Source organism: Streptomyces sp. MUSC 14, assembly GCF_001866675.1.
Lineage (GTDB): Bacteria > Actinomycetota > Actinomycetes > Streptomycetales > Streptomycetaceae > Streptomyces.
The window spans coordinates 281,665-302,610 of the sequence record NZ_MLYN01000007.1 but is presented as its reverse complement, the minus strand read 5'-3'; the positions used below and the strand labels follow the sequence as shown (position 1 = coordinate 302,610).

Annotated in this window: 16 protein-coding genes; 13 read left to right on the top strand and 3 right to left on the bottom strand. The window is 69.8% G+C overall.

What is annotated here, in order from left to right; genetic code table 11:
* Window positions 1–23: 23 nt before the first annotated feature.
* Complete coding sequence (locus BIV25_RS02680) at window positions 24–329, bottom strand: hypothetical protein (protein ID WP_071370446.1); 306 nt, start codon at window positions 327–329, stop codon at window positions 24–26.
* A gap of 293 nt (window positions 330–622) precedes the next feature.
* Here BIV25_RS02680 and BIV25_RS02675 point away from each other — a divergent pair, with 293 nt between their 5' ends.
* The 8 genes from BIV25_RS02675 to BIV25_RS02640 all read left to right on the top strand — a co-directional run bounded on the left by BIV25_RS02675 (window position 623) and on the right by BIV25_RS02640 (window position 11,817).
* Window positions 623–1,642 (top strand): diiron oxygenase, encoded by a 1,020-nt coding sequence (locus tag BIV25_RS02675; protein WP_071370445.1) that lies wholly within the window; start codon window positions 623–625, stop codon window positions 1,640–1,642.
* Window positions 1,639–2,829: a hypothetical protein gene (locus BIV25_RS02670; protein ID WP_071370444.1), complete on the top strand. Its 1,191-nt coding sequence runs from the start codon at window positions 1,639–1,641 to the stop codon at window positions 2,827–2,829. Before BIV25_RS02675 ends, BIV25_RS02670 begins: the two co-directional genes overlap by 4 nt.
* Window positions 2,804–5,626: an AMP-binding protein gene (locus BIV25_RS02665; RefSeq protein ID WP_071370443.1), complete on the top strand. Its 2,823-nt coding sequence runs from the start codon at window positions 2,804–2,806 to the stop codon at window positions 5,624–5,626. The genes BIV25_RS02670 and BIV25_RS02665 overlap by 26 nt, the downstream gene beginning before the upstream one ends.
* A 22-nt stretch (window positions 5,627–5,648) precedes the next feature.
* Window positions 5,649–7,244, top strand: coding sequence for an MBL fold metallo-hydrolase (locus BIV25_RS02660; protein ID WP_071370442.1), 1,596 nt, complete (start codon window positions 5,649–5,651; stop codon window positions 7,242–7,244).
* 85 nt (window positions 7,245–7,329) lie between these two features.
* On the top strand, window positions 7,330–9,387 hold the full coding sequence (gene pabB, locus BIV25_RS02655; protein WP_071370441.1) for an aminodeoxychorismate synthase component I: 2,058 nt from the start codon (window positions 7,330–7,332) through the stop codon (window positions 9,385–9,387).
* Window positions 9,387–10,334, top strand: coding sequence for a prephenate dehydrogenase dimerization domain-containing protein (locus tag BIV25_RS02650; protein ID WP_071370440.1), 948 nt, complete (start codon window positions 9,387–9,389; stop codon window positions 10,332–10,334). The genes pabB and BIV25_RS02650 overlap by 1 nt, the downstream gene beginning before the upstream one ends.
* A complete protein-coding gene (gene cmlD, locus BIV25_RS02645; RefSeq protein ID WP_071370439.1) occupies window positions 10,331–10,633 on the top strand; it encodes a 4-amino-4-deoxychorismate mutase CmlD in 303 nt (100 codons plus the stop codon). Before BIV25_RS02650 ends, cmlD begins: the two co-directional genes overlap by 4 nt.
* Before the next feature lie 8 nt (window positions 10,634–10,641).
* Window positions 10,642–11,817 carry a 3-deoxy-7-phosphoheptulonate synthase gene (locus BIV25_RS02640; protein ID WP_256255534.1) on the top strand — a complete coding sequence of 392 codons (1,176 nt, stop codon included), beginning with the start codon at window positions 10,642–10,644 and terminating at the stop codon, window positions 11,815–11,817.
* A 224-nt stretch (window positions 11,818–12,041) separates the two neighbouring features.
* Here BIV25_RS02640 and BIV25_RS02635 read toward each other — a convergent pair whose 3' ends face one another.
* Window positions 12,042–13,235 (bottom strand): Cmx/CmrA family chloramphenicol efflux MFS transporter, encoded by a 1,194-nt coding sequence (locus tag BIV25_RS02635; protein ID WP_071370438.1) that lies wholly within the window; start codon window positions 13,233–13,235, stop codon window positions 12,042–12,044.
* Window positions 13,236–13,541: 306 nt separating this feature from the next.
* Here BIV25_RS02635 and BIV25_RS02630 point away from each other — a divergent pair, with 306 nt between their 5' ends.
* Window positions 13,542–14,873: a cation:proton antiporter gene (locus tag BIV25_RS02630; RefSeq protein ID WP_071370437.1), complete on the top strand. Its 1,332-nt coding sequence runs from the start codon at window positions 13,542–13,544 to the stop codon at window positions 14,871–14,873.
* Window positions 14,870–15,589, top strand: coding sequence for a 4'-phosphopantetheinyl transferase (locus BIV25_RS02625; RefSeq protein WP_071370436.1), 720 nt, complete (start codon window positions 14,870–14,872; stop codon window positions 15,587–15,589). The genes BIV25_RS02630 and BIV25_RS02625 overlap by 4 nt, the downstream gene beginning before the upstream one ends.
* Here the strand turns inward: BIV25_RS02625 and BIV25_RS02620 are convergent.
* On the bottom strand, window positions 15,586–16,533 hold the full coding sequence (locus BIV25_RS02620) for a ParB/RepB/Spo0J family partition protein (RefSeq protein ID WP_256255533.1): 948 nt from the start codon (window positions 16,531–16,533) through the stop codon (window positions 15,586–15,588). The genes BIV25_RS02625 and BIV25_RS02620 overlap by 4 nt on opposite strands.
* Window positions 16,534–16,934: 401 nt before the next feature.
* Here BIV25_RS02620 and BIV25_RS02615 point away from each other — a divergent pair, with 401 nt between their 5' ends.
* The 3 genes from BIV25_RS02615 (at window position 16,935) to BIV25_RS02605 (ending at window position 20,796) form a co-directional block, all read left to right on the top strand.
* Entirely contained in the window at window positions 16,935–18,224 is a 1,290-nt protein-coding gene (locus BIV25_RS02615) for an MFS transporter (RefSeq protein ID WP_071370434.1), read from the top strand.
* 98 nt (window positions 18,225–18,322) lie between these two features.
* Window positions 18,323–19,630: a hypothetical protein gene (locus BIV25_RS02610; RefSeq protein ID WP_071370433.1), complete on the top strand. Its 1,308-nt coding sequence runs from the start codon at window positions 18,323–18,325 to the stop codon at window positions 19,628–19,630.
* On the top strand, window positions 19,627–20,796 hold the full coding sequence (locus BIV25_RS02605; RefSeq protein WP_256255557.1) for a UDP-N-acetylmuramate dehydrogenase: 1,170 nt from the start codon (window positions 19,627–19,629) through the stop codon (window positions 20,794–20,796). Before BIV25_RS02610 ends, BIV25_RS02605 begins: the two co-directional genes overlap by 4 nt.
* Window positions 20,797–20,946: the final 150 nt, after the last annotated feature.

Here is a 20,946-nt window from a genome sequence, read left to right as displayed (position 1 = left end):
GATCATAAGACGGGTGACCTGCGCTAACCGTGGGCACCGACGAGCTCTAGCTCCTCCTCGATGAAGCCGATCAGCCTGCGGACGCTGCTGAACGGACTCACCCGGCGGGACACGGCCTTCTCGGAGGTGAGCGACACCTCCACGCCGAATTCGTCTTCGAGACTCTCCTCGACCGCCGAGAGAAAGGCCACCAGGTACATCGACTCGAAGACGCCGGCGTCACCATAGAGGCATAAGTCGAGCACATGGTCGGTGGAAATCTTCTCCTCGCGCGTCCGGTTGATCTCGTCGAGCGCCATCACGACGATGTTCTGGATTCGCTCCGTCATAATCGGGCCTCCGTCCAGCACAACAGACAGAACAGATCGGGGCGCGTCGGCCGGCAGGTGAGCCGGTCCGACGCTTGGATGTTTATTCCACATGCTCCGGGCACCCGCAAGGCCGTTCATCCGGTACAGGCCGACGGTGACCTCAGGCGGGTGTGCAACTGTCCCGTTCCTTCAGTTGCACAGGGCGGCGATCTGTACACCCTTGCGAGCGGCGGGCGATGTCCACAGAATTCGAAGCCGCCGGACCCGGAAAGGGCAGCGCCCGCAGCGGGAAGAGAAGGAAGGGGTGGGCTATGCGCGACCACACGGACGAGAAATACAGCGATGACGGGCACAGTGACGGGCGTGTCCAGATCGCCGGATTACCGGCGTTCGATCCGAACGACCCCGCGGAGAACGCGGTCATCGACCGGCTCGTCGGAAACTGGCACCGGCGAGCGGCCGTCAAGCGCGAGGAACCCGACCTCTACGCCCTTTACGACCTCGACCGCCCCGATTTCCGCGAGGACATGATCCCCTTCCGGTCCCATCCGATCTGGGAGCGCCTCTCCGACGAGACCCGCTCGCGGCTGCTGAGCTGGGGCTGGGTCGCCTACAACCGGACCACGGTGCTGGTCGAGCAGCGGATCGCGAATCCGGCCTTCGAGCTGGTCATCGGCGGCGCGTACCCCGGACTCGGGGGCCAGCAGCTGGAGCTGGCCGTCGCGCAGGCCATGGTCGACGAGCAGTACCACACGCTGATGCACATCAACGGCAGCGCGGTGACGCGGCGGATGCGCCGGGGAGACTTCTCCGACCGGGTGCTGCCGGACCCGCGCATCACAGCGATTCACAAGGCCCATCTGGACCGGTGCGAAGAGCAGTGGGAACGGAACCTCACCACGCTCGGTTTCGCGACGGTCGCCGAGATCTCGATCAACGCCTTCCTGGATCTCCTGGCCGACGACAAAGAGATCCAGGTCGTCAATTCCACCACGGTGAAACTGCACAACCGCGACGAATACTGCCACGCCTCGATCTCCGGCGAGATGATGAAGCAGGTGTACGAGGCGCTGCCGGCTGACCGCCGCCGGTTCTTGCTGGAGAAGGTCGTCGCAGGTCTCGAAGCGTTCGTGGCTCCCGACTTCACGACCTGGGAGACCATCGCCGCGTTCGAGGGTGTCCAGGGCTGGGAGAAGGCCGCCGCCGAGGTGCGCGAAGCCCAGACCGGCACCCACCTCGTGCAGGACCACTCGGGGATCCACCGCCTTCTGACGGAGATGGACGTCCTCGATCAGGTCGAGTTCGACTGGGGCACGACGGTGGCCCGATGACCGCGAGCGCCCGCGAGACGGCACCCCGGGCTGGCCTGCGCCCCGCCGCCGTCGCCGTACGCGACATCTACAGCTTCCTCGCCGACCTCGGCCTGGACTGCGACGTCAACCCCTGCACGGCGTTCATCGGAACCGTCGACGCCGGGCAGGTCGAGGACCCCGGCGCGTGGCAGGACTTCGTCCGTCGGCTCGGGCTCGCCCAGGCGCTCACGCACCTGCTCGACGTGGCGGAGGAGGACGTGGTCGTCACCCTCGCCCCGCAGCCGGGACCGGTCGACGGCGGCATCGACGAGTTGGCGGAGCTGGTCACCGACTACCACAACACCCATCCCTTGCGGATCGCTGAAGCGGTGCACCTGGCGTACTGGCCCCACGTGAACGGTGAGTACGTCGTCTTCGTCAAGTTCAGCCATCTGATCGTCGACCTGCCCGACGTGGTCGACCTGCTCCGGCACATCAGAGCCCACCTGCGGGGCGAGGTCTCGTCGGCCCGGATCGGCGCCCGCTACCGCCGCCACGAGGCGACCGTCGAGCAGTACGCCCGCCTGCCCGCCGCTGATCCCACGCAGGTCACCCAGGCCCTCGGCGACCTGCCGGTACCGGGCCGCAAGGGCATCCCGACGATCTCCGCCTCGGCGGAGCAATGGCTCCCGCTGCGCGAAGGCGTCACGTTCGACGAACTGCTCAGCGCGGTCACCGCCGCCCTGCTCCCCTCCGTCGGCGGCGGACTGGTACTCCAGTACCCCTTCTCCCGCTGGGAGTTCGCGACGAAGGGCGGCTGCTTCGTCGAGATCAAGCCGCTCGTCGTGCGGGGCGCGTCGGCCGCGGAGTACACCCCCGCGTATTTCGCTGAGACCCGGCGGTTCCACGAGTCGCTCGGCCGGTTCACGATGTCCGACCTCACCGCCTTCGCCACGGCGTTCACGAGCGGCCGGATGCCCCGCGTCGTCGTCTCCGACACCACGTTCATGCGCCCGGAGCCGACCCTGTGGCGCTGGATACCCGTGCGCAGCGCGCGCGTCTTCGAGGATCTCAAATTCCTCGCCGACCGGTCGTGGCCGGGCCCGCCGCTCTTGCGGATGCAGCACAAGCGCGGATTCCTCTCCCCCCGGACCGCGGCCGACGTCATCGACCGGCTGAAGCAGCGAATTGGAGCAAGCGGTGGAACTCTCGGACCTGCTGACTGACCTCTTCCGGCGCCATCACGAGCGCACCGCGCTACGGACAACCGGGCGCACCTGGACATACGAGGAACTCGGCCGGACCACGAGTGCGCTCGCCGGCCGGATCGACCGCGAGTGCGCCGTCGGCCGCCGGGTCCTGGTAGCGGGGGAACACACGGCGGAGGCTGTCGTCTGGGCCCTTGCGGCGATGCGCAGCCACGCCGTCCACACCCCCATGAACCCCGGCCTGCCCGCCGACCGGTTCGAGGGGTTCGTCCGCGCGGCGGATGCGGGGCTCGTCGTCTGCTTCGACCGCGAGACGCTCGTCCGGGCCGAGAAGGCGGGGGTCCGTGCCCTGCACGCTGGTGACGTGGGCTGGCCCACCGACCCGGTGCCGGCGGACAACACGGCAGCCGCGCCCGCGGCGCCGCAGCATTCCCGCGTCGCGTACTCCATCTTCACCTCCGGATCGACCGGTGATCCCAAACTCGTCGACGTCGGGCACGGCGGCCTGCTCAACCTGTGCCGCTCCCTGCAGCGACTCCTCGACATCACGCCGGACGACGACGTCCTGCACTTCGCCTCGCTCTCCTTCGACGCTTCCATCAGCGAGATCCTCGGGGCCCTGTACGCGGGCGCGACCCTCGTCGTACCCGTGCGGGATCAGGCGTCGTGGTTGGGGTCGGTCTCGCGGCACCTGGCCGCCCATGGCTGTGACCTCGCCATGCTCTCGCCGTCCGTCTACGCACGGCTCGACGAGGCGGCACGTCGCCGCATCCGCAAGGTCGAGTTCTGCGGCGAGGCCCTGGGCGAGAGCGAGTTCCACGAGGCGGCCCGGTACAGCCGCGTATTCAACGCCTACGGCCCGACGGAAGCCACGGTCTGCTTCTCCCTCGCCGAGCTGACGGAGTTCACGCCGTCCATAGGCACCCCCCTCGACGGCTTCCGGGCGTTCGTACGCGATGCCGACACCGGCGACCACGCCACGGCCGGAACCGGCGAACTCGTCATCGTCGGTGACGGTGTGGCACTCGGCTACGCCGGCGGGCACCCGGACGAGAACAAGGCGTTCGGAACAGTCGACGGCACCCCCGCCTACGCCACTGGCGACGTCGTCACCCTCACCGACGGCGGCGAGCTGTCGTATATCGGGCGAATCGACGAGCAGATCAAGCGGCTGGGCCACCGTGTCAACCTCGCCCACGTCGAGTCCACTCTCTCCCACCATCTGAACCGCGATGTGGCGCTCATACGGCAGGACGACACGATCCTGTTGGCCACGACCGCCGACAGCGACGACACGGAGGAGTCGCTGATGGGCCGGATCAGAAGCCTGGTGCCCGTCTGGGAAGCGCCTGACCGGATCATGTTGGCCGACGTGCTTCCGCTGACCGCAGGCGGAAAGGTGGACCGGAACGCCCTGCGGGAGCGGCTCGCAGCGCCGTCCGACGCCCTGGCCGCGGACGCGTCGGAGATGCGGCACGTACTCGACGTCGTAGCCGCCGTTCTGGGCCGCGAGCTCGACCCGGACACGTCGATCTTCGATGCGGGCGGCAGCTCCCTGGCCATGATCCAGATCCAGGTCAAACTCTCCGAGACGTACGGTGAGGAAGCCGTCGAGGCCGCGTTCGCCGCGATGGACTACGACTTCACCCCGGCCGCCTTCCTGCGCCACCTGCGTGGAGAGGCCGTTGCGCCGGGGGAGTCCGCCGCCGAGGGGCTTCTGGGCCGGGTGGAGACCGAACGGGCCGGGCTGCGGGCCGAGTTGCCGCTCCTCCGTCGGGAGACGGCGTCATGGGCCGAGGACGGCGGCCCGGCCGTGCTCCTCACCGGCGCCTCCGGCTTCATCGGAGGGCATGTCCTGGACCGGCTGTTGTCCGTCGGACGCCCCGTCCTCGTCGTCAGCACCGGCGATCCCGACCGGGTGCTGAGCGAGCACCGCACGAGGTTCGGGCGGGACATCGCCGCCTACACCCGCATACGGGCGATCGGATACGAGGAACTGGAACAGTGGGTGGACCGAAGGCGCGGCCCCGCCCTCGACGGTGTGGTGCACTGCGGCTACCACGTCAACCACCTGCTGCCGCTGGACAGCCACATGAACGGCAGCGTACGCAACACGACGCTGGTCGTCCGTGCCGCAGCCGCCTTCGGCGCCCGTTCCTTCGTCTTCCTCTCGGCCGCCTCGGCCGGAGAACGCTTCGCTCCCCTGTCGGCGGCGGCGCTGGAGGCCGTGGGCGACCCCTATTCCCGGTCGAAGCTGATCAGCGAGGAGTACGTGAACACCCTCGCGGAGGTGGGATGCGTCGTCTCCCACTACCGGCCCGGCCTGGTGTACGGCCACCGGCCCGAGGACCACGGCTACCTCAAGGACGACTGGTTCACCGGCCTGATCGAGACGGCGCGCCGGCTGCGCGCGATGCCCCGCCTGGACGGCTACGTGCCCGTCTGCGACGTCGCCCCCCTGACCGAGACCCTCCTCAGGGGCCTCGACGCGGACGCGGGCACGACCGAGGGCGTCGGTTCCGGCTCTGCGGTCGTCGTCCACCGCACGTACGCGCTCGGCGAACTCCTCCACCACGCCGGCCTCTCGGAGTCCGATGTCCTGGCGCCGGCCGAGTGGTTCGAGCGGGTGCGGGACGCCGGAGAGGTCCACCCGCCGCTCCTGTCCGCCATGCAGGCCGCGCTGAGCGGCCCCGGGTGGCGCACACCCCACCGTGAGGCCGACCACGACATCCTCGGCCGTCTGCTCGGCACACCGCCGACGGCGCCCCGGACCGAGGCCCCGACCGGCGCCGCCCACGCGTCGTCGCCGCGCTGACAGGAACGGAGCTGTTGCCGGCATGCGCTACTCGTTACGTCAGAACATCGCGGTCGAGCCGGTGATCGCCGGCTGGTACGGCTGGTCGTACCTGCTGCCGCCGCAGACCCTCGCCCGCTTCGTACGCAACCGGTTCACCCCCATCGTCGAGAGCTACCTCAAGGACCCGCAGGTCCACGCGGCGGCCGTCCGGCAGCGCCGGATGCACGGCGGCCCCTGGATCCACGCGCACGAGCACCGCGATGCGATCGCGGCCTGGTACCGGGACACGGCTCCGTGGCGGCAGCGGCTCGGAGAACTCTTCGATGCGATACGCACGTTGGAGGAGGACATCCTCCCCCGCCACCAGGGCGAGTCCCTCGACCCCGTCTACCAGGTGCTGCCACCGGCGCTCGCCGGACGCGTGGAGGTCTTCTACGGCAGGGACAACCGCACACCCGACTACCGCTTCATCGAACCGCTGATGTACGCGTCCGAGTACTACGACGAGTCATGGCAGCAGGTGCGGTTCGGCCCGGTCGAACAGGACGCCCGCGAGTTCGCACTCACGACACCGGTGCTGGAGTACACCCCGGAGCACCTGCTCGTCGACGTTCCCCTGAACTCCCCGCTGCTCGACACGGTCTTCCGAGGCGGACTCACCGAGGCCGAACTCGCTGCTCTTGCGGCACGGTTCGGGCTCACCGGCGAGCGGGCCGCGCTGTTCACCTCGTACTTCGAACCCGTCCGGGCACCCGGCCCGGAACCGGCCGCGACCCCGGGCGACGACGACGTGCTCGAATACGTGGGCCACGCCTGCGTGTTCGCCCGCTACCGAGGCACGACCTTCCTGGTGGACCCGGTGCTGAGCTACAGCGGCTACCCCGGAGGGGCGGAGAACCGGTTCACCTTCGCCGATCTGCCGGAGCGCATCGACCATCTGCTCATCACCCACAACCATCAGGACCACATGCTGTTCGAGACCCTGCTCCGCATCCGGCACCGGGTGGGCAGGGTCCTGATCCCCAAGTCCTCCAACGCCAGCCTGGTGGACCCCGGACTCGGCGGCATCCTGCGGCGGCTGGGCTTCACCGACGTCGTCGAGGTCGACGACCTGGAGACACTGCGCTGCGGCTCCGCCGAAGTCGTCGCGCTGCCCTTCCTCGGGGAACACGGCGACCTGCGCATCCGCAGCAAGACAGGCTGGCTGATCCGGTTCGGGGAGCACTCGGTACTGTTCGCCGCCGACTCCACGAACATCTCGCCGACGATGTACGCAAAGGTGACCGAGCTGATCGGCCGGGTCGACACGGTCTTCATCGGCATGGAAAGCATCGGCGCGGCGGCCAGCTGGATCTACGGCCCGCTGTACGGCGAGCCGCTGGACCGGCGCACCGACCAGAGCCGCCGGCTCAACGGTTCCAACTTCCCCCAGGCGAAGGAGATCGTCGATGCGCTGCGGCCCGACGAGGTCTACGTCTACGCGATGGGGCTCGAACCGTGGATGGGCGTCGTGATGGCCATCGACTACGACGAGAACCATCCCGCCATCGTGGACAGCGACCTTCTGGTGCGGCACGTGCGGGACAAGGGCGCGACCGCCGAGCGGCTGCACCTGCGGCGGACGCTGCGCCTGTGAGCGTGTTGCCCCGCCGCGGCCCCGCGACCCGTGAGCCGGCCTTCGACGCGCTCCCCGATGAGCCCTCGAGACAAGGTGCCCCACCATGCGCACGCTCCTGATCGACAACTACGACTCATTCACCTACAACCTGTTCCAGTACATCGGCGAGGCGACCGGTCAGCCGCCCGTCGTCGTGCCCAACGACGCCGACTGGTCGCGGCTGTCCGTCGAGGACTTCGACGCGATCGTCGTGTCGCCGGGGCCCGGCAGCCCAGACCGGCCCAGGGACTTCGGGATCAGCCGACAGGCGATCACGGACAGCGGTCTGCCCGTCCTCGGCGTCTGCCTCGGCCACCAGGGCATCGCCCAGCTCTTCGGTGCAGCCGTCGGGCTCGCACCGGAGCCGATGCACGGCCGCGTCTCGGAGGTACGGCACACCGGCGAGGACATCTTCACAGGCCTGCCCTCCCCGTTCGCCGCCGTCCGCTACCACTCCCTGGCCGCCGACGACCTCCCCGACGAGTTGGAGCCCCTCGCCTGGAGCGACGACGGTGTCGTCATGGGGCTGCGGCACCGCGAGAAGCCCCTCTGGGGCGTCCAGTTCCATCCGGAGTCGATCGGCAGCCACTTCGGCCGGGAGATCCTGGCCAACTTCCGCGACCTGGCCCTCGCCCACCACCGCGCACGGCGGAGCGAACGGGCCGCCCCCTACGAGGTGCACGTGCGGCGCGTCGACGTGCTGCCGGACGCCGAGGAGGCTCGCCGGACCTGCCTTTCCCCCACCGGCACCGCATTCTGGCTGGACAGCAGTGCCGTCCTCCCGGGCGCCACACGTTTCTCGTTCCTCGGCGACGACCGCGGCCCGCTCGCCGAGTACGTCACCTACCGGGTCGCCGACCGTGTGGTGTCGGTGCGTCACTCCGACGGCAGGACGACGCGGACCCAGCAGTCCTTCTTCACCTACCTGGAGGAGCAGCTCGACCGTCGGCGCATTCCCACACCGCCCGGTCTGCCGTTCGAATTCAACCTCGGCTACGTCGGCTATCTCGGCTACGAGCTGAAGGCGGAGACCATCGGCGAACCGACCCACCGATCCCCGCACCCGGACGCCGCACTCCTCTTCACCGACCGGCTGATCGCGCTCGACCACCAGGACGGCTGCTGCTACCTCCTGGCCCTCGACCGCCGGGGCGAGGACAACGGGGCGCGGGCCTGGCTGCGGGACATGGCCGACCGCCTCACCGAACTCGCCGACCGCATCCCTGCACAGCGCACTCACGCCCCGGCATTCGGTACCGCCGAGACACCGGCGGACTTCGGGCCCGCCGTGCAGGCCCGCCACGACAAGGACGCGTACCTCAAGCGCATTGACGAGTGCCTCGAGGAAATACGCACCGGCGAATCGTACGAGATCTGCCTGACCAACATGGTCACGGCACCGACGGAGGCGACGGCCCTGCCGCTCTACTCCGCGCTGCGCGCGATCAGCCCGGTCCCCTACGGCGCTCTGCTCGAATTCCCGGAGCTCTCGGTGCTCAGCGCCTCGCCCGAGCGGTTCCTCACGATCGGCGCGGACGGCGGTGTCGAGTCCAAGCCCATCAAGGGGACCCGGCCCCGGGGCGGCACGGCGGAGGAGGACGAGCGGCTCCGGGCGGACCTGGCCGGCCGGGAGAAGGACCGGGCCGAGAACCTGATGATCGTCGACCTGGTGCGCAACGACCTCAACAGCGTCTGCGCGATCGGCTCGGTCCACGTACCCCGTCTCTTCGAGGTGGAGACCTACGCGCCCGTGCACCAGCTGGTGTCGACGATCCGAGGCAGGCTGCGGCCCGGTACGAGCGCCGCCGCCTGCGTACGCGCGGCCTTCCCCGGTGGCTCCATGACCGGTGCGCCCAAGAAACGCACCATGGAAATCATCGACCGGCTGGAGGAAGGACCCCGGGGCGTCTACTCCGGCGCACTGGGCTGGTTCTCCCTGAGCGGCGCCGCCGACCTCAGCATCGTCATCCGCACCATCGTGCTCGCCGGGGGCCGGGCGGAGTTCGGCGTCGGCGGGGCGATCGTGGCCCTCTCCGACCAGGAGGAGGAGTTCACCGAGACCGTGGTGAAGGCGCGCGCCATGCTGTCCGCCCTCGACGGCACCACCCCAGGGGGTGCGTGATGAGCGGCTTCGGGCGCAGCATCGTCGTCGGCGGGTGCGGAGCGGTGGGCGGCATGTTCGCCGACCTGCTTCGGGAGGCGGGCAGCCAGACGCTCGTCGTGGACATCGCGCCGCCTCCCGAGGAACGCACCTCCTGCCTCGTGGCCGACATCACCGCTCCCGGGCCGGAGCTGTCCGCAGCCGTCGCCGGCGCGGACCTCGTCGTACTCGCCGTCCACGAGGCGGTGGCCCTCAAGGCCGTCGCGCCGGTGACCCGGCTCATGCGACCGGGCGCGCTGCTCGCGGACACGCTGTCCGTCAGGACGGCCATGGCCGAGGAACTCGCGACCCGGGCTCCCGGCATCGAGCATGTCGGTCTCAACCCCATGTTCGCTCCGGCCGCCGGCATGGCCGGCCGGCCCGTCGCCGCCGTGATCACCCGGGACGGGCCCGGAGTGACCGCCCTCCTGCGGCTGATCGAACGTCGGAACGGCCGGCCCGTCCGGCTCACGGCGGAGGAACACGACCGGACCGCCGCCACCACCCAGGCCTTGACCCACGCCGTGATCGTGTCGTTCGGCCTCGCCCTCGCCCGTCTGGGAGTGGACGTTCGCACACTGACGGCGACAGCACCGCCACCCCATCTCACGCTGCTCACCCTGCTGGCCCGGGTGCTCGGCGGCAGCGCCGATGTGTACGGGGACATCCAGCGGTCCAATCCCCACGCAGCCACCGCGCGCCGCGCGCTCGCCGACGCACTGCGCGCCTTCGACTCACTCATCGGTGACGCCGACGGTGACGGCCTCGGTGACAGCGACGGTGGCCATCGGAGAGTCGAGGGTCTCGACGCGGCCTTCGGGGAGCTCCGACGGCTCATGAGCCCCGAGCTCGGTCCCTACCAGGACCGATGCCATGAGCTGTTCCGCACCATCCACCACACGAACGACGAAGGCGAGACAGACCGATGACTGAGCAGGACGAGTTGCACCGGCTGCGCGCGGAGCTCGACCTCCTCGACGGGACGCTCCTGGACACCCTGCGCCGCCGCATCGGCTGCGGCGTGCGCATCGCCCGGTACAAGTCCCGGCACGGCGTGCCGATGATGCAGCCCGGCCGCGTCCACCTGGTCAAAGAGCGGGCTGCGCGCTACGCGGTCGACCACGGCCTCGACGAGACGTTCCTGGTGAACCTCTACGACGCGATCATCGCCGAGATGTGCCGCGTCGAGGATGCGGTGATGGACCGGGAAGTCGGCGACCGACGATGAGGGAGACCATGATGCACGCGACCACGACGCACACCTCCCTGGCCCGGCGGCCGGCGGCGCAGCAGCCGTACTGGCCGGACGAGGCAGCCCTCGACGACGTGGAACGGGAGCTGGCCGCACTGCCCGCACTCACCAGCGAGGACGAGGTCGTCGACCTGATGCGCGGGATGGAACTGGTCGCTCGCGGCTCGGCTCTCCTCATCCAGGGCGGTGACTGCGCCGAGCGCTTCCACGAGGCCGTACCGGAACTGGTCCGGCAGAAGGTGGACAACCTGCAGGGGCTCGCCGCGATCATGCGGGCGGGCAGCCGCTCGCCCACCGTGGCCGTCAGCAGGATCGCCGGCCAGTACGGCAAACCGCGGTCCTCGCCGTTCGAGGCGGAGGACTCGGGCCGTCAGATGCCCAGCTACTGCGGCGATGCCGTGAACGACCCAGAGTTCGACCCGGTTGCGCGGACCCCGGAACCACGTCGGCTCCTCACCGCATACGAATGCTCGCGGCTCGTCCTCGACGAGCTCCGCCGCTCCTGGTCGGGACGGCCGATCCTGGAACGGGTGTACACCTCGCACGAACTGCTGCTCCTGCCCTATGAACGGCCCCTGGTGCGGGAAGGCGCGCGTGGTGCGTACAGCGGATCCGCCCACTTCGGCTGGATCGGCGAGCGGACGCGCCGGCCCGACGGCGCCCACGTCGCTCTCGCGCAGGCCGTACACAACCCCGTCGGAGTGAAGCTGGGGCCGACGGTGTCGCCCGAGGACGCCGTAGCCCTGAGCCGGACGCTGAACCCGGAGCGCGTACCCGGGCGACTGACCTTCATCGTCCGCTTCGGTGCGAAGGACGTGGACCGGCTCCTGCCACGCGTCGTCGACGCGGTGGCCCGCCATGGCGCACCGGTCGTCTGGCTCTGCGACCCCATGCACGGCAACGGTGTGCGATTGTCCGGGCACAAGACCAGGTTGATGGAACCGATGCGGTCCGAGATCACCTCATTCACCCGTGTGCTGCAGGAACAGGGGCAGTGGCCTGCCGGCCTCCACCTGGAGATGACCCCGGACCCGGTCACGGAGTGTGTGTCGGAGCGCGAGGAGGAGCCGCGGTTCACGGACTACCGGTCCACCTGCGACCCGCGTCTGAACCCTGAGCAGTCGGCGGAGATGGTCTCCCATTTCCTCGCGCTGCTCTAAGCGGGTCCGGCGAAGTCCGGTGCGGTTCGGCGGCGCCCCGAAGGGGCGCGGGGCTCCATCGGTATGCGGCTCCGCCGCGTGGGCGTGACCAGCCACGACGGGCCCGCAGATGACCGACGGCACAGTGCGGCACGTCCAGCGGAGCGCTTAGCGCCGTCCGCGGTCAGGGCTGGTGGCCCGTCCCCCTGCGCGGAGGACGGGCCACCGGGAGCCACGCACCACGGTTACGAACGGGCCTCCAGCGGACGCTCCGCCGGACGGCTCGTGGCGCCGCTGCCACTGCCGACCGCCCGGGCCACGCCGCCGAGCACCATCGCGGCGGCCACGAGCGCGGCGCTCACCACCAGGGGCGCACGGAAGCCGAAGTCCGCGCTCAGGGCGACACCGCCCAGGGCCGGACCGGCAGCCGCTCCTACGTTCATCGCGGCGGTGGCGAAGCCGCCGGCCAGTGTGGGAGCGTCCGAGGCCGTGTAGAGGGACTGCGCGATCAGGGTGGAGCCCACCCCGAACGAGAGCACCCCCTGGACGAACACGAGGACCAGGGCCACGGCCGTGCTGCCGGCGGTGAGGGCGAACACCAGCCAGCCCGCCAGCAGCGCCACGCCACCGACCGCCAGCACCTGGCCGGGCCGGCTGTCCGCGAGTCGGCCGCCCACGTTGACCCCGACGAAGGATCCGATGCCGAACAGCGCCAGCGTGGCGGGCACCCACCCGGTGCTCAGACCCGTGACATGCGTGATGACGGGTGTGAGGTACGTGAACGAGCAGAACGTCGCTCCGTTGACCAGCGCACCGAGCACCAGCGTCAGAACCAGCCGAGGCGTGCGCAGCGCCCGCAACTCGTGGCGGACGCTCGGAGCGTCGGGGTCGACGGGTGTCGCCGGCACGGACCGCAGGATCGCGAAGACGGCGGGCGCGGAGATGAGCGCGACGCCCCAGAACGCCGAGCGCCAGCCCCAGAACTCACTCAGTACGGCGCCGAGCGGCACACCGGCGACGCAGGCGAGGGTCACGCCGCTCAGCAGTACCGACGTCGCCCGGCCTTTGGCCTGCGGACCGGCCATGCTCGCCGCGGTCGCGAGGCCGACTGCGAGGAAGCCGGCGTTGGCCAGCGCGGCAATCACCCGTGTGACGAGAAGGATCTCGAAGCTGTCGGTGAGGGCGCCGACGACGTGCGCGAGAAGGAAGGTGATGAGGAAGGCGAGCAGTGCCCGGCGGCGCGGCCAGCGCAAGCTCAGCATCGCGACCAGTGGCGCGCCGACGATCATGCCGACGGCGAAGGCCGAGGTGAGCGAGCCGACGGCAGGAATGGACACACCGAGATCGGCGGCGATGTCCGGCACCAGACCGGACAGCATGAATTCCGACGTTCCCTGGGCGAAGACGGCCAGCCCTAGAACGTAGATGGCGAAAGGCATGAAGAAGCTCCAACTACATCGCAGATCAGGAGGACGCAACGCATGGGCAGAAGGGCCATGCGCTGCGTGGGAGACGGCCGGGAGAGACCTCCGGGCGCTGTCCCGCGATGCGGTTGATCCGTGGCGGATGCGCGACGCGCTGCTCGGCTGCTACGCCGAAGAAGGCAGGGGCGTCAGAGAGTTACGCGATCAGCCACCGGATCACCGGTGGCCGGCTTCTTTCCGCCTCAGGACTGGACATGTTTCCCAACATAGCAACGCCCGGATCGCCGTGTCTAACGAATAGTCACCCCTTGAGGAGTGCTCATGACCACCCACCAAACAGCCATGATCATGGTCGGTTCGGCCTTGATACTCGTGCTTGCGCATGCGCTCGGGCGTCTCGCGCGGCGGTGCGGCCAGCCGGCGGTCGTCGGCGAGTTCCTCGCCGGCATCCTGCTCGGTCCGACCCTGTTTCACGGCGCCCTGTCGGAAACGCTCTTACCCCTGGACGTCCGGCCCATGCTCACCACGCTCGGCAACCTCGGGGTCGCGCTCTTCATGTTCCTCGTCGGCCTCGAACTCGACTACCGGATGCTGCGCGGGAACGGGCGTGCCGCGGCCGGGGTGGCCGTCGGGTCGATCGTCTGCGCGTTCGGACTCGGTGTCCTGCTCGCGCTGTACCTGTGGAACGACCACGCGGTCGGACACCGGCCCGGCTTCCTGCTGTTCATCGGCGCGGCCATGTCCATCACGGCGTTCCCGGTGCTGGCCCGCATCCTCACCGACCGGGGCATCCAGCACACCCGGGTCGGCGCGCTGGCGATGGCGAGCGCGGCCGTCGGGGATGTGATCGCCTGGCTCTTGCTCGCGGCCGTACTCACCTTCACCGGAAGCCAGAATTCCTGGCGGGTTCTGCTGGTCGTGCCGTATGCCCTGGCCATGGTGGGGGTGGTACGGCCGCTGCTCGGCCGGCTCTTGGCCGCTCCGGTGCGAGGCCGGGAAGACCTCGGACGTGGGGCTGGGGAGGAGGGGATCGGAGCCGGATCGCTCGGCGTCCTGACGGCACTGCTGCTTGTCTCCGGCGCGCTGACCGAGTGGTTCGGTCTGCACTTCATCTTCGGTGCGTTCCTTGCCGGCGCGATCGTGCCACGCCACGGAACGGAAAGGCTGCGCGTGGCGATCAAGGGCCGGTTCGAGACGATCACCTGGATGCTGCTGCCGACGTACTTCGCGGTGGCAGGGCTGAAGGTGGACCTGACCGCCGTGGGGGGCGACGGACTCGGCGAACTGGGTCTGATCCTCCTCGTGGCGGTCGGTGGCAAGTTCGGGGGCGCCTACCTGGGAGCACGCGTCGCCGGTCAGGCCGAGCGATCAGCCGTGACGCTGAGCATCCTCATGAACACCCGCGGCCTCACCGAACTGATCATCCTCGGTGTCGGCCTGCAACTGGGGCTGCTCGACACGGACTTGTACTCACTGATGGTGGTCATGGCCCTCGTCACCACCGCCATGACCGCACCGCTGTTGCGCCGGTCCTATCCGAGCCGGATGATCGACGCGGATCTGCGAGAGCGGGCCGAGGAGTGGACCGAGGGGCCGAAGCACACACAGCTCGCCGAGCCCGTGGGCGCGAAGCCGTCGGAGGCGAAGCGATGAACACCACCCTCCTGACAGGGCTCCTGCCCCGGGCGGCCTTGAGCGCTGAGGCGTTCGGTGATGTCCCCGACGCCTGGCTCTTTCCGGAGGAGGCCGCCGCGTTGAGTGGCGCGATCGAGCGCAGACGCAGGGAGTTCGCCACCGTGCGTCACTGTGCCCGCGTCGCCCTCACCGCCCTCGGCCGACCGGCCGGACCGATGATCCCGGGGAAGCGGGGTGCGCCGACGTGGCCGGAGGGGGTGGTGGGCTCGATGACCCACTGCGACGGCTATCGGGCCGCCGTCGTGTCCCGGCGGATCGACATCGCGGCTCTGGGCATCGACGCTGAACCCCATATGCCCCTGCCGCCGGGCCTTCTCGGCCGCATCGCCTCACCGCGCGAGCGGGACCACCTGGAGGCGTTGCGCCAGGCCCATCCCGCTCTGCACTGGGACCGGCTGTTCTTCAGCGCCAAGGAATCCGTGTACAAGACCTGGTTCCCCCTCACCCGGACCTGGCTGGACTTCCGCGAGGCGGAGGTGGTTCTGGAGCCGTACCGGCAGACGTTCCGTGCCCGCCTGCTGCGGACCGGACACGACGACGAGGGGCGACCGCTCCACGCGTTCGAGGGGAGGTGGCGGGTCGGCCGCCGTCTCGTCGTCACCGCCGTCTCCTACGGGGTCTCCGCCTTCGCTCAGGGGCGGGTCCGGCGCGACACCGTGTACGGGCGGGGCTAGCCGGCCAGCGAATCCTCGGTGCAACGCAGTTCCCGGGCCATTTCCCTGAGGTCGTTCGCACAGGCGGACAGGATGTCCGCCACGGCGTTCCGCCCGTGCAGGGGGACGGTGGGGGCGAGGCGCTTCCATTCTTCGGTGGTCCGCAGTTGCGTGCGCAGGCGGTGCAGGACGAGCCTTCCGTTCTCGTTGAGCCGCAGTGAGGGATCGTTGCGGAGACCGTCGAAGAGGGTGATGCGATGGGCGAGATCGGGTGCGCGTCCCAGCCTCGTACGGTCTTCGTCCGTGCTTGCCGGCGTGGTGCCTGCGGGTCCGCCCGAGCACCGGCCGGCCGGAATCGCCTCCTGGCCCTCGGCCAGTCGCCGGCGTACATCCCGTGCGGTTCCCACCGAGATCCCGGCCTGCCGTGCAATCTCCCGCAGCGAGGCCTCCGGGTTCCGGCTGATCACCTCCGCGGCCATGCGGCGTCCCTCGGCGGTGTTCGACGGCCGGACCCGGCCGTCACGGCCGACGCGTGTCTCCGGCCGTGCACCCGGGTCGGCTGTGTCGCGACGCAACGCCCCCACTCCGGTGGCGTTCCAGCCGGTCATCTCGGCGATGCTCCGGTCGGACCGGTCGGGATGCGTGCGTAAGATCCGCAGCGCGGCCTGCTTCCGTTCGTCGCGCGAGAGCGGAAGTCCGTGGCGCATGTTGCACTCCACGGCGCGCAGGAAGGCAGCCTGCTCGTCCCCCTCGAACCAGCGCGCGCTGATGGTGCGTCGGTTGCGCAGTGCCGTGGCCCGCAACCGGTGCATGCCGTCGATGACACGTAATGTCGCCCTGTGCACCAGTATCGGCGGGAACTCCGCCTCGCTTTCCGCCAGTGCTCGTACATGTGCGTGGTCGAGGGTGAAGCGCGGCGAATCGGCCGGCAGCAGGGAATCTATCTCGATGTCAAAGCTCGACACCTGTCCTTGATCCGATATTTCGGACATCAATGCCTCCAGAAGTGCACATCATCGATGACAAGGAACGATGGAAGGCCCCGCCCGGACACGCGAGTGCGCGGACGGGATGTGAGGGGTACCGGCTCATGGGCCGGTGGACGACGATCGCGACGACAGGACGTGACCGCACGGGCACCCATTCCGTTTCGCAGCGGTGCCTCTTGTCCGTCGTCGGGATGCGCTGTACCGCCGGTGAACACGTCGGGCACGGGCGGTTCCTCCCCGCAGGCGGCATACGGTGGATCTCACTGCACCACACCGGTGATGCCGCATGAAGTGATCACGCGGGTCAGCTTGGTCAGTCTGGTCAGTTCGGCACCGCACGCGTGCGGCCCCCCTTTCGTGAAAGGCGACCCACTTCTGTGAAGCACCCTGGACGCACCCGCTGGGCCATCGGCGGGCTGCTCGCCGGAGGAATAGTCGTCAACTTCGTCGACCGGACGGCCTTATCCGTGGCCAGTTCGCCCCTGGCTCATGAATTCGGCCTCGATCTGAGTCGACTCGGCGTCGTGCTCGCCGCGTTCACGTGGTCGTACTGTCTGGTCCAGCTGCCGGCCGGCGCCCTGGTGGACATCTTCGGCGTCTCCTGGCTCACCCGCATCGGGTCCGCCCTGTGGGCCGTCGCCAGCCTGCTGACCGCGGTCGCCGGCGGACTCGGTCCTCTCGTCGCGGCACGTCTGCTGCTGGGCGTGGCCGAGGGGCCGGCCATGGTCTCCGCGTCCAAGGCGACCGCCGCGTGGTTTCCGCTCGGCGAACGCGGCATGGCGACGGCGGTGTTCGACGGCGCCACCAAGTTCGCCAACATGGTGGCGTTCCCGGTGCTGGCGTTCGTGATGAGTGAGTGGGGCTGGCGGGCCGGGTTCCTGTTCAGCGCGGCACTCAGCCTGGTGTTCTCGGCTCTGTGGTGGTGGGGCTACCGGGACCCGTCCGAGCATCCCCTGCTGCGCGACAGCGAACGGGAGTTCATCCTCGACGGCGGGGCGCGGGACACCGACCGGGGGCATGCCGGGCAGCTCCGCTCCGTGCTGTGCACCGGAAGGAACTGGGTCGTGGCCCTCGCCTTCGCCTGCTACGGCTACACGATCAACGTGGTGGTCACCTGGATGCCCGAGTTCTTCCAGCGGGAGTTCGGCCTCCGGCTGCTCAACTCCGGCATCTACTCGATGATCCCCTGGGCGGTGGCGACCGTGGCCGAACTCGCGGTCGGCGGCTGGCTGGTGGACCGGCTGGTGCGCCGGGGCCATGACCCGATGCGGATCCGCAGGAACGTGCTGACCGCGGGACTGACGCTCGGCGCCACGATCGGGGCGTCCGGGACCGCCGATTCGGCGGCCGAGGCCGTGTGCTGGATGTCGATCTCACTCTCCGGGCTGGCCATCGCGGCCCCTGTGGCGTGGAGCCTGCCGGGCCTGCTGGCGGCACCCGGCACCGTGGGGGCGGTCAGCGGCCTGATGAACTTCGCCAACACGGCGGCCACCGGCTTCGGGGTGATGTTCACCGGGTGGCTGGCCCAGGCGACCGGAACGTTCCATGCGCCCTTCCTGTTCGCGGTCGCGGTGCTGGCCGTGGGCGTACTCCTCTACCGGTACGTGCTGCGTACGACGGCCCCGGACGGCCCGCATCTCCACGCCGGGCTGCTTCATCGCACATGATGGGCACCTGCACACACTCCGCAAGAGATGTGTTCGCCGTCACAGATTTCGTGCCATGCGGCCAGGGAAGTGCTAGCAGGGGAGGTCGAGGTTCCCCGATGAACGAGAAGTCACTGCTGGCTACGTGCCTGATGCGATTGGCGTGGTCGCCGGAGCAGCTGGCCAACGAGATCAACAAGAAGTACGGCACCGGAACCATCAGCAGCAAGGCCCCCTACAACTGGCTCAAGGGCGCACGCCCCCGGCGCCGGCTCCCCTACCTGGTCGCGCAGATCCTGTCCGATCGGCTCCGCGAACCCATCACCGTCGAAGCGCTGTGGCCTCAGCACTTCACGGCGGCCCAGGATCCGGCGGCGCAGGCCACCGGCTTCCGGGCCCCGGGCACGAGCGGCGCTGCGGAGCCCGGGCCCGACCTGATCGCCGCCGCGGTGGACTGGCTGGTGGCCGGCGAAGCAGACGCGCCCTCGCGGCTTCACGGCGACGAACTCCCCGCCGTCGCCGTCGACCTGCTGACCACCAGGATCCGTCAGCTGCGCGCGCTGGACGACGCCTTCCGCGGCACTCCGCTGGTGCTGGAGTGGGCGCTCCAGGACTTCCAATGGGCCAGAAGACTGGCCACGGAGTGCTGTTACGACGCGGAGACCGGCGTACGGCTGCACCGCGGCATCGCCGAGCTGGGCCAGCTCGCCGGATGGCTGGCCGCGGACCTGGGGATGACCAGGCGCAGCCGGAGCTGTTTCGTGACCGCGTTGCACGCCACGCACACTGCGGGCGACCGTGCCCTGGCCGCGTACATCATTTCCTGCATGAGCTACCACGCCACATGGGAAGGCCGGGGCGAGGAGGCGCTGCGTCTGATCCGCATCGCACGCAAGGGTTCGGCTGTGGAGGACATGGGCATCGGCGCGGCGTTGCTGGCCACCCGTGAGGCACGGGCCCATGCGAGTCTCGGCGACGAGACCGGCTGCCGGCTGGCCATGGACGCGGCGGCCGAGCTCAGCCGGCACGGTGAGCCGCCGGCCGACGCCCCCTGGGCCTACTGGCTGACCCCGGCCGTCATGGTGGCCGACGCCGGCCGGGCCTGGCTGGAACTGGGCCGCCCCCACCAGGCGGAGCAGCATCTGGCACACGGCATCGAACTGCTCGGGGAGAGCCAGCCGCTGAACCGGCTGCTGCACCACACCTCACTGGCCGAGGCCCGGCTGTCCCGGCACGTCGTGGACGGCGCGGCGGAAGCCGCCCATGACGCCCTGTCCCTCGCCGGACAGGCCACCTCCGGGCGCGCCCGGACTCGCCTGACGGCCCTCCGGCACAGGTTCCAGCGCTACGACAACCGGGCGGCACGCGACGTCGTGCAGCGGGCAGGCGATCTCCTGAGCGCCCGTCCCCAGGTGTCGGCAAGCTGACAGAGTCGGCCGGGAGCCGGGACCCGGCCACGAGTTGCCCGTCGTACCCCGGCACCAAGGAGAACACCACGGACATGCGAGTCACCCACGGCGCACCGCTCGCCCCGATGACGACACTGGGCATCGGAGGCCCGGCAGCGGCCTTCGTCGATCTGCACGATGCGGCGGACTTCCCCTCCTTCGTCGAGCTCGCCGGCACCTATGACGACGAACCGGTATGCCTGGGGGCCGGCAGCAATGTCCTGGTCAGCGACCTGGGCTGCGCGTCCGCCGTGATGCGGATGAACACCCGGGGCGTGCGGTGGGCGGGAGAGACCGCCGACGGCCGTACGCTGATCGAGGTCCAGGCCGGTCATCCGCTCGTCGACCTCGTCGCCACCACCATCGACGAGGGCCTGAGCGGTATGGAGATGCTCGTGGGCATCCCCGGGACGACGGGCGCCACGCCGGTCCAGAACGTCGGCGCCTACGGACAGGAGATCTCCGACACCCTGGTCGAAGTGACCGCCTGGGACTGGGCGTTGGGGCGCAGCGTCACCATGGAGGCGGCGGCCTGCGGGCTGGGCCACCGCACCAGCGTCTTCAAGGGCTCCCGTCGCTGGACCCTGCTGAAGCTGGTCTTCGGCCTGCGGCGCTCGGAGTTGAGCGCCCCCGTCACCTATCGCCTGGTCGCCACGGAACTCGATGTCCCGGTGGGCAGCCGGGTCCCCCTGTCCGAGGCCGCCGGGGCGGTGCTCGTCGTCCGCAGGAGCAAGGGCATGGTGCTGGGCTGCTGTGACACCGACCGGCGGTCGGTCGGCAGTGTGTTCCTCAGTCCCGAGATCACCCCGGTCCAGGCGGAGCGCCTGCGCGCCCGCAACGCGCCGGTCAACGAGTTCCCCGATGGCTCGACCCGGGTCAGCGCCAGCTGGCTCATCCGCCAGGCCGGCTTCGAACTCGGCGCCCCGATCGTCGAGGGCGTACGCATCTCGTCGCTGCACTACACCCTGGTCGCCGACGAAGGGGCGAGCGCAGCCGAATTCACCCGGGCCATCGACATCGTCCAGGAACAGGCCCTGCGCAGAACGGGGGTGCGGCTCACTCCGGAAGTCGACTTCGTCGGGGAACGACCGTCAGACCCGAGCAGTGGTCGAGGCCGGGCGACGAGTTGGCCGGTTCAGGCTTGAAGCGCCGGTGTCATGGGCACGCACCTCCTACCGGCATCCACTGCCGAGTCGTACGGACCTGAGGAGGCGTCATGGACAGTCGTATCCGGGTACGTGTCAGCCGGCGTCCTGCCGCCCCACGCCGCGAGCAGGAGATCGACCGCAGGACCC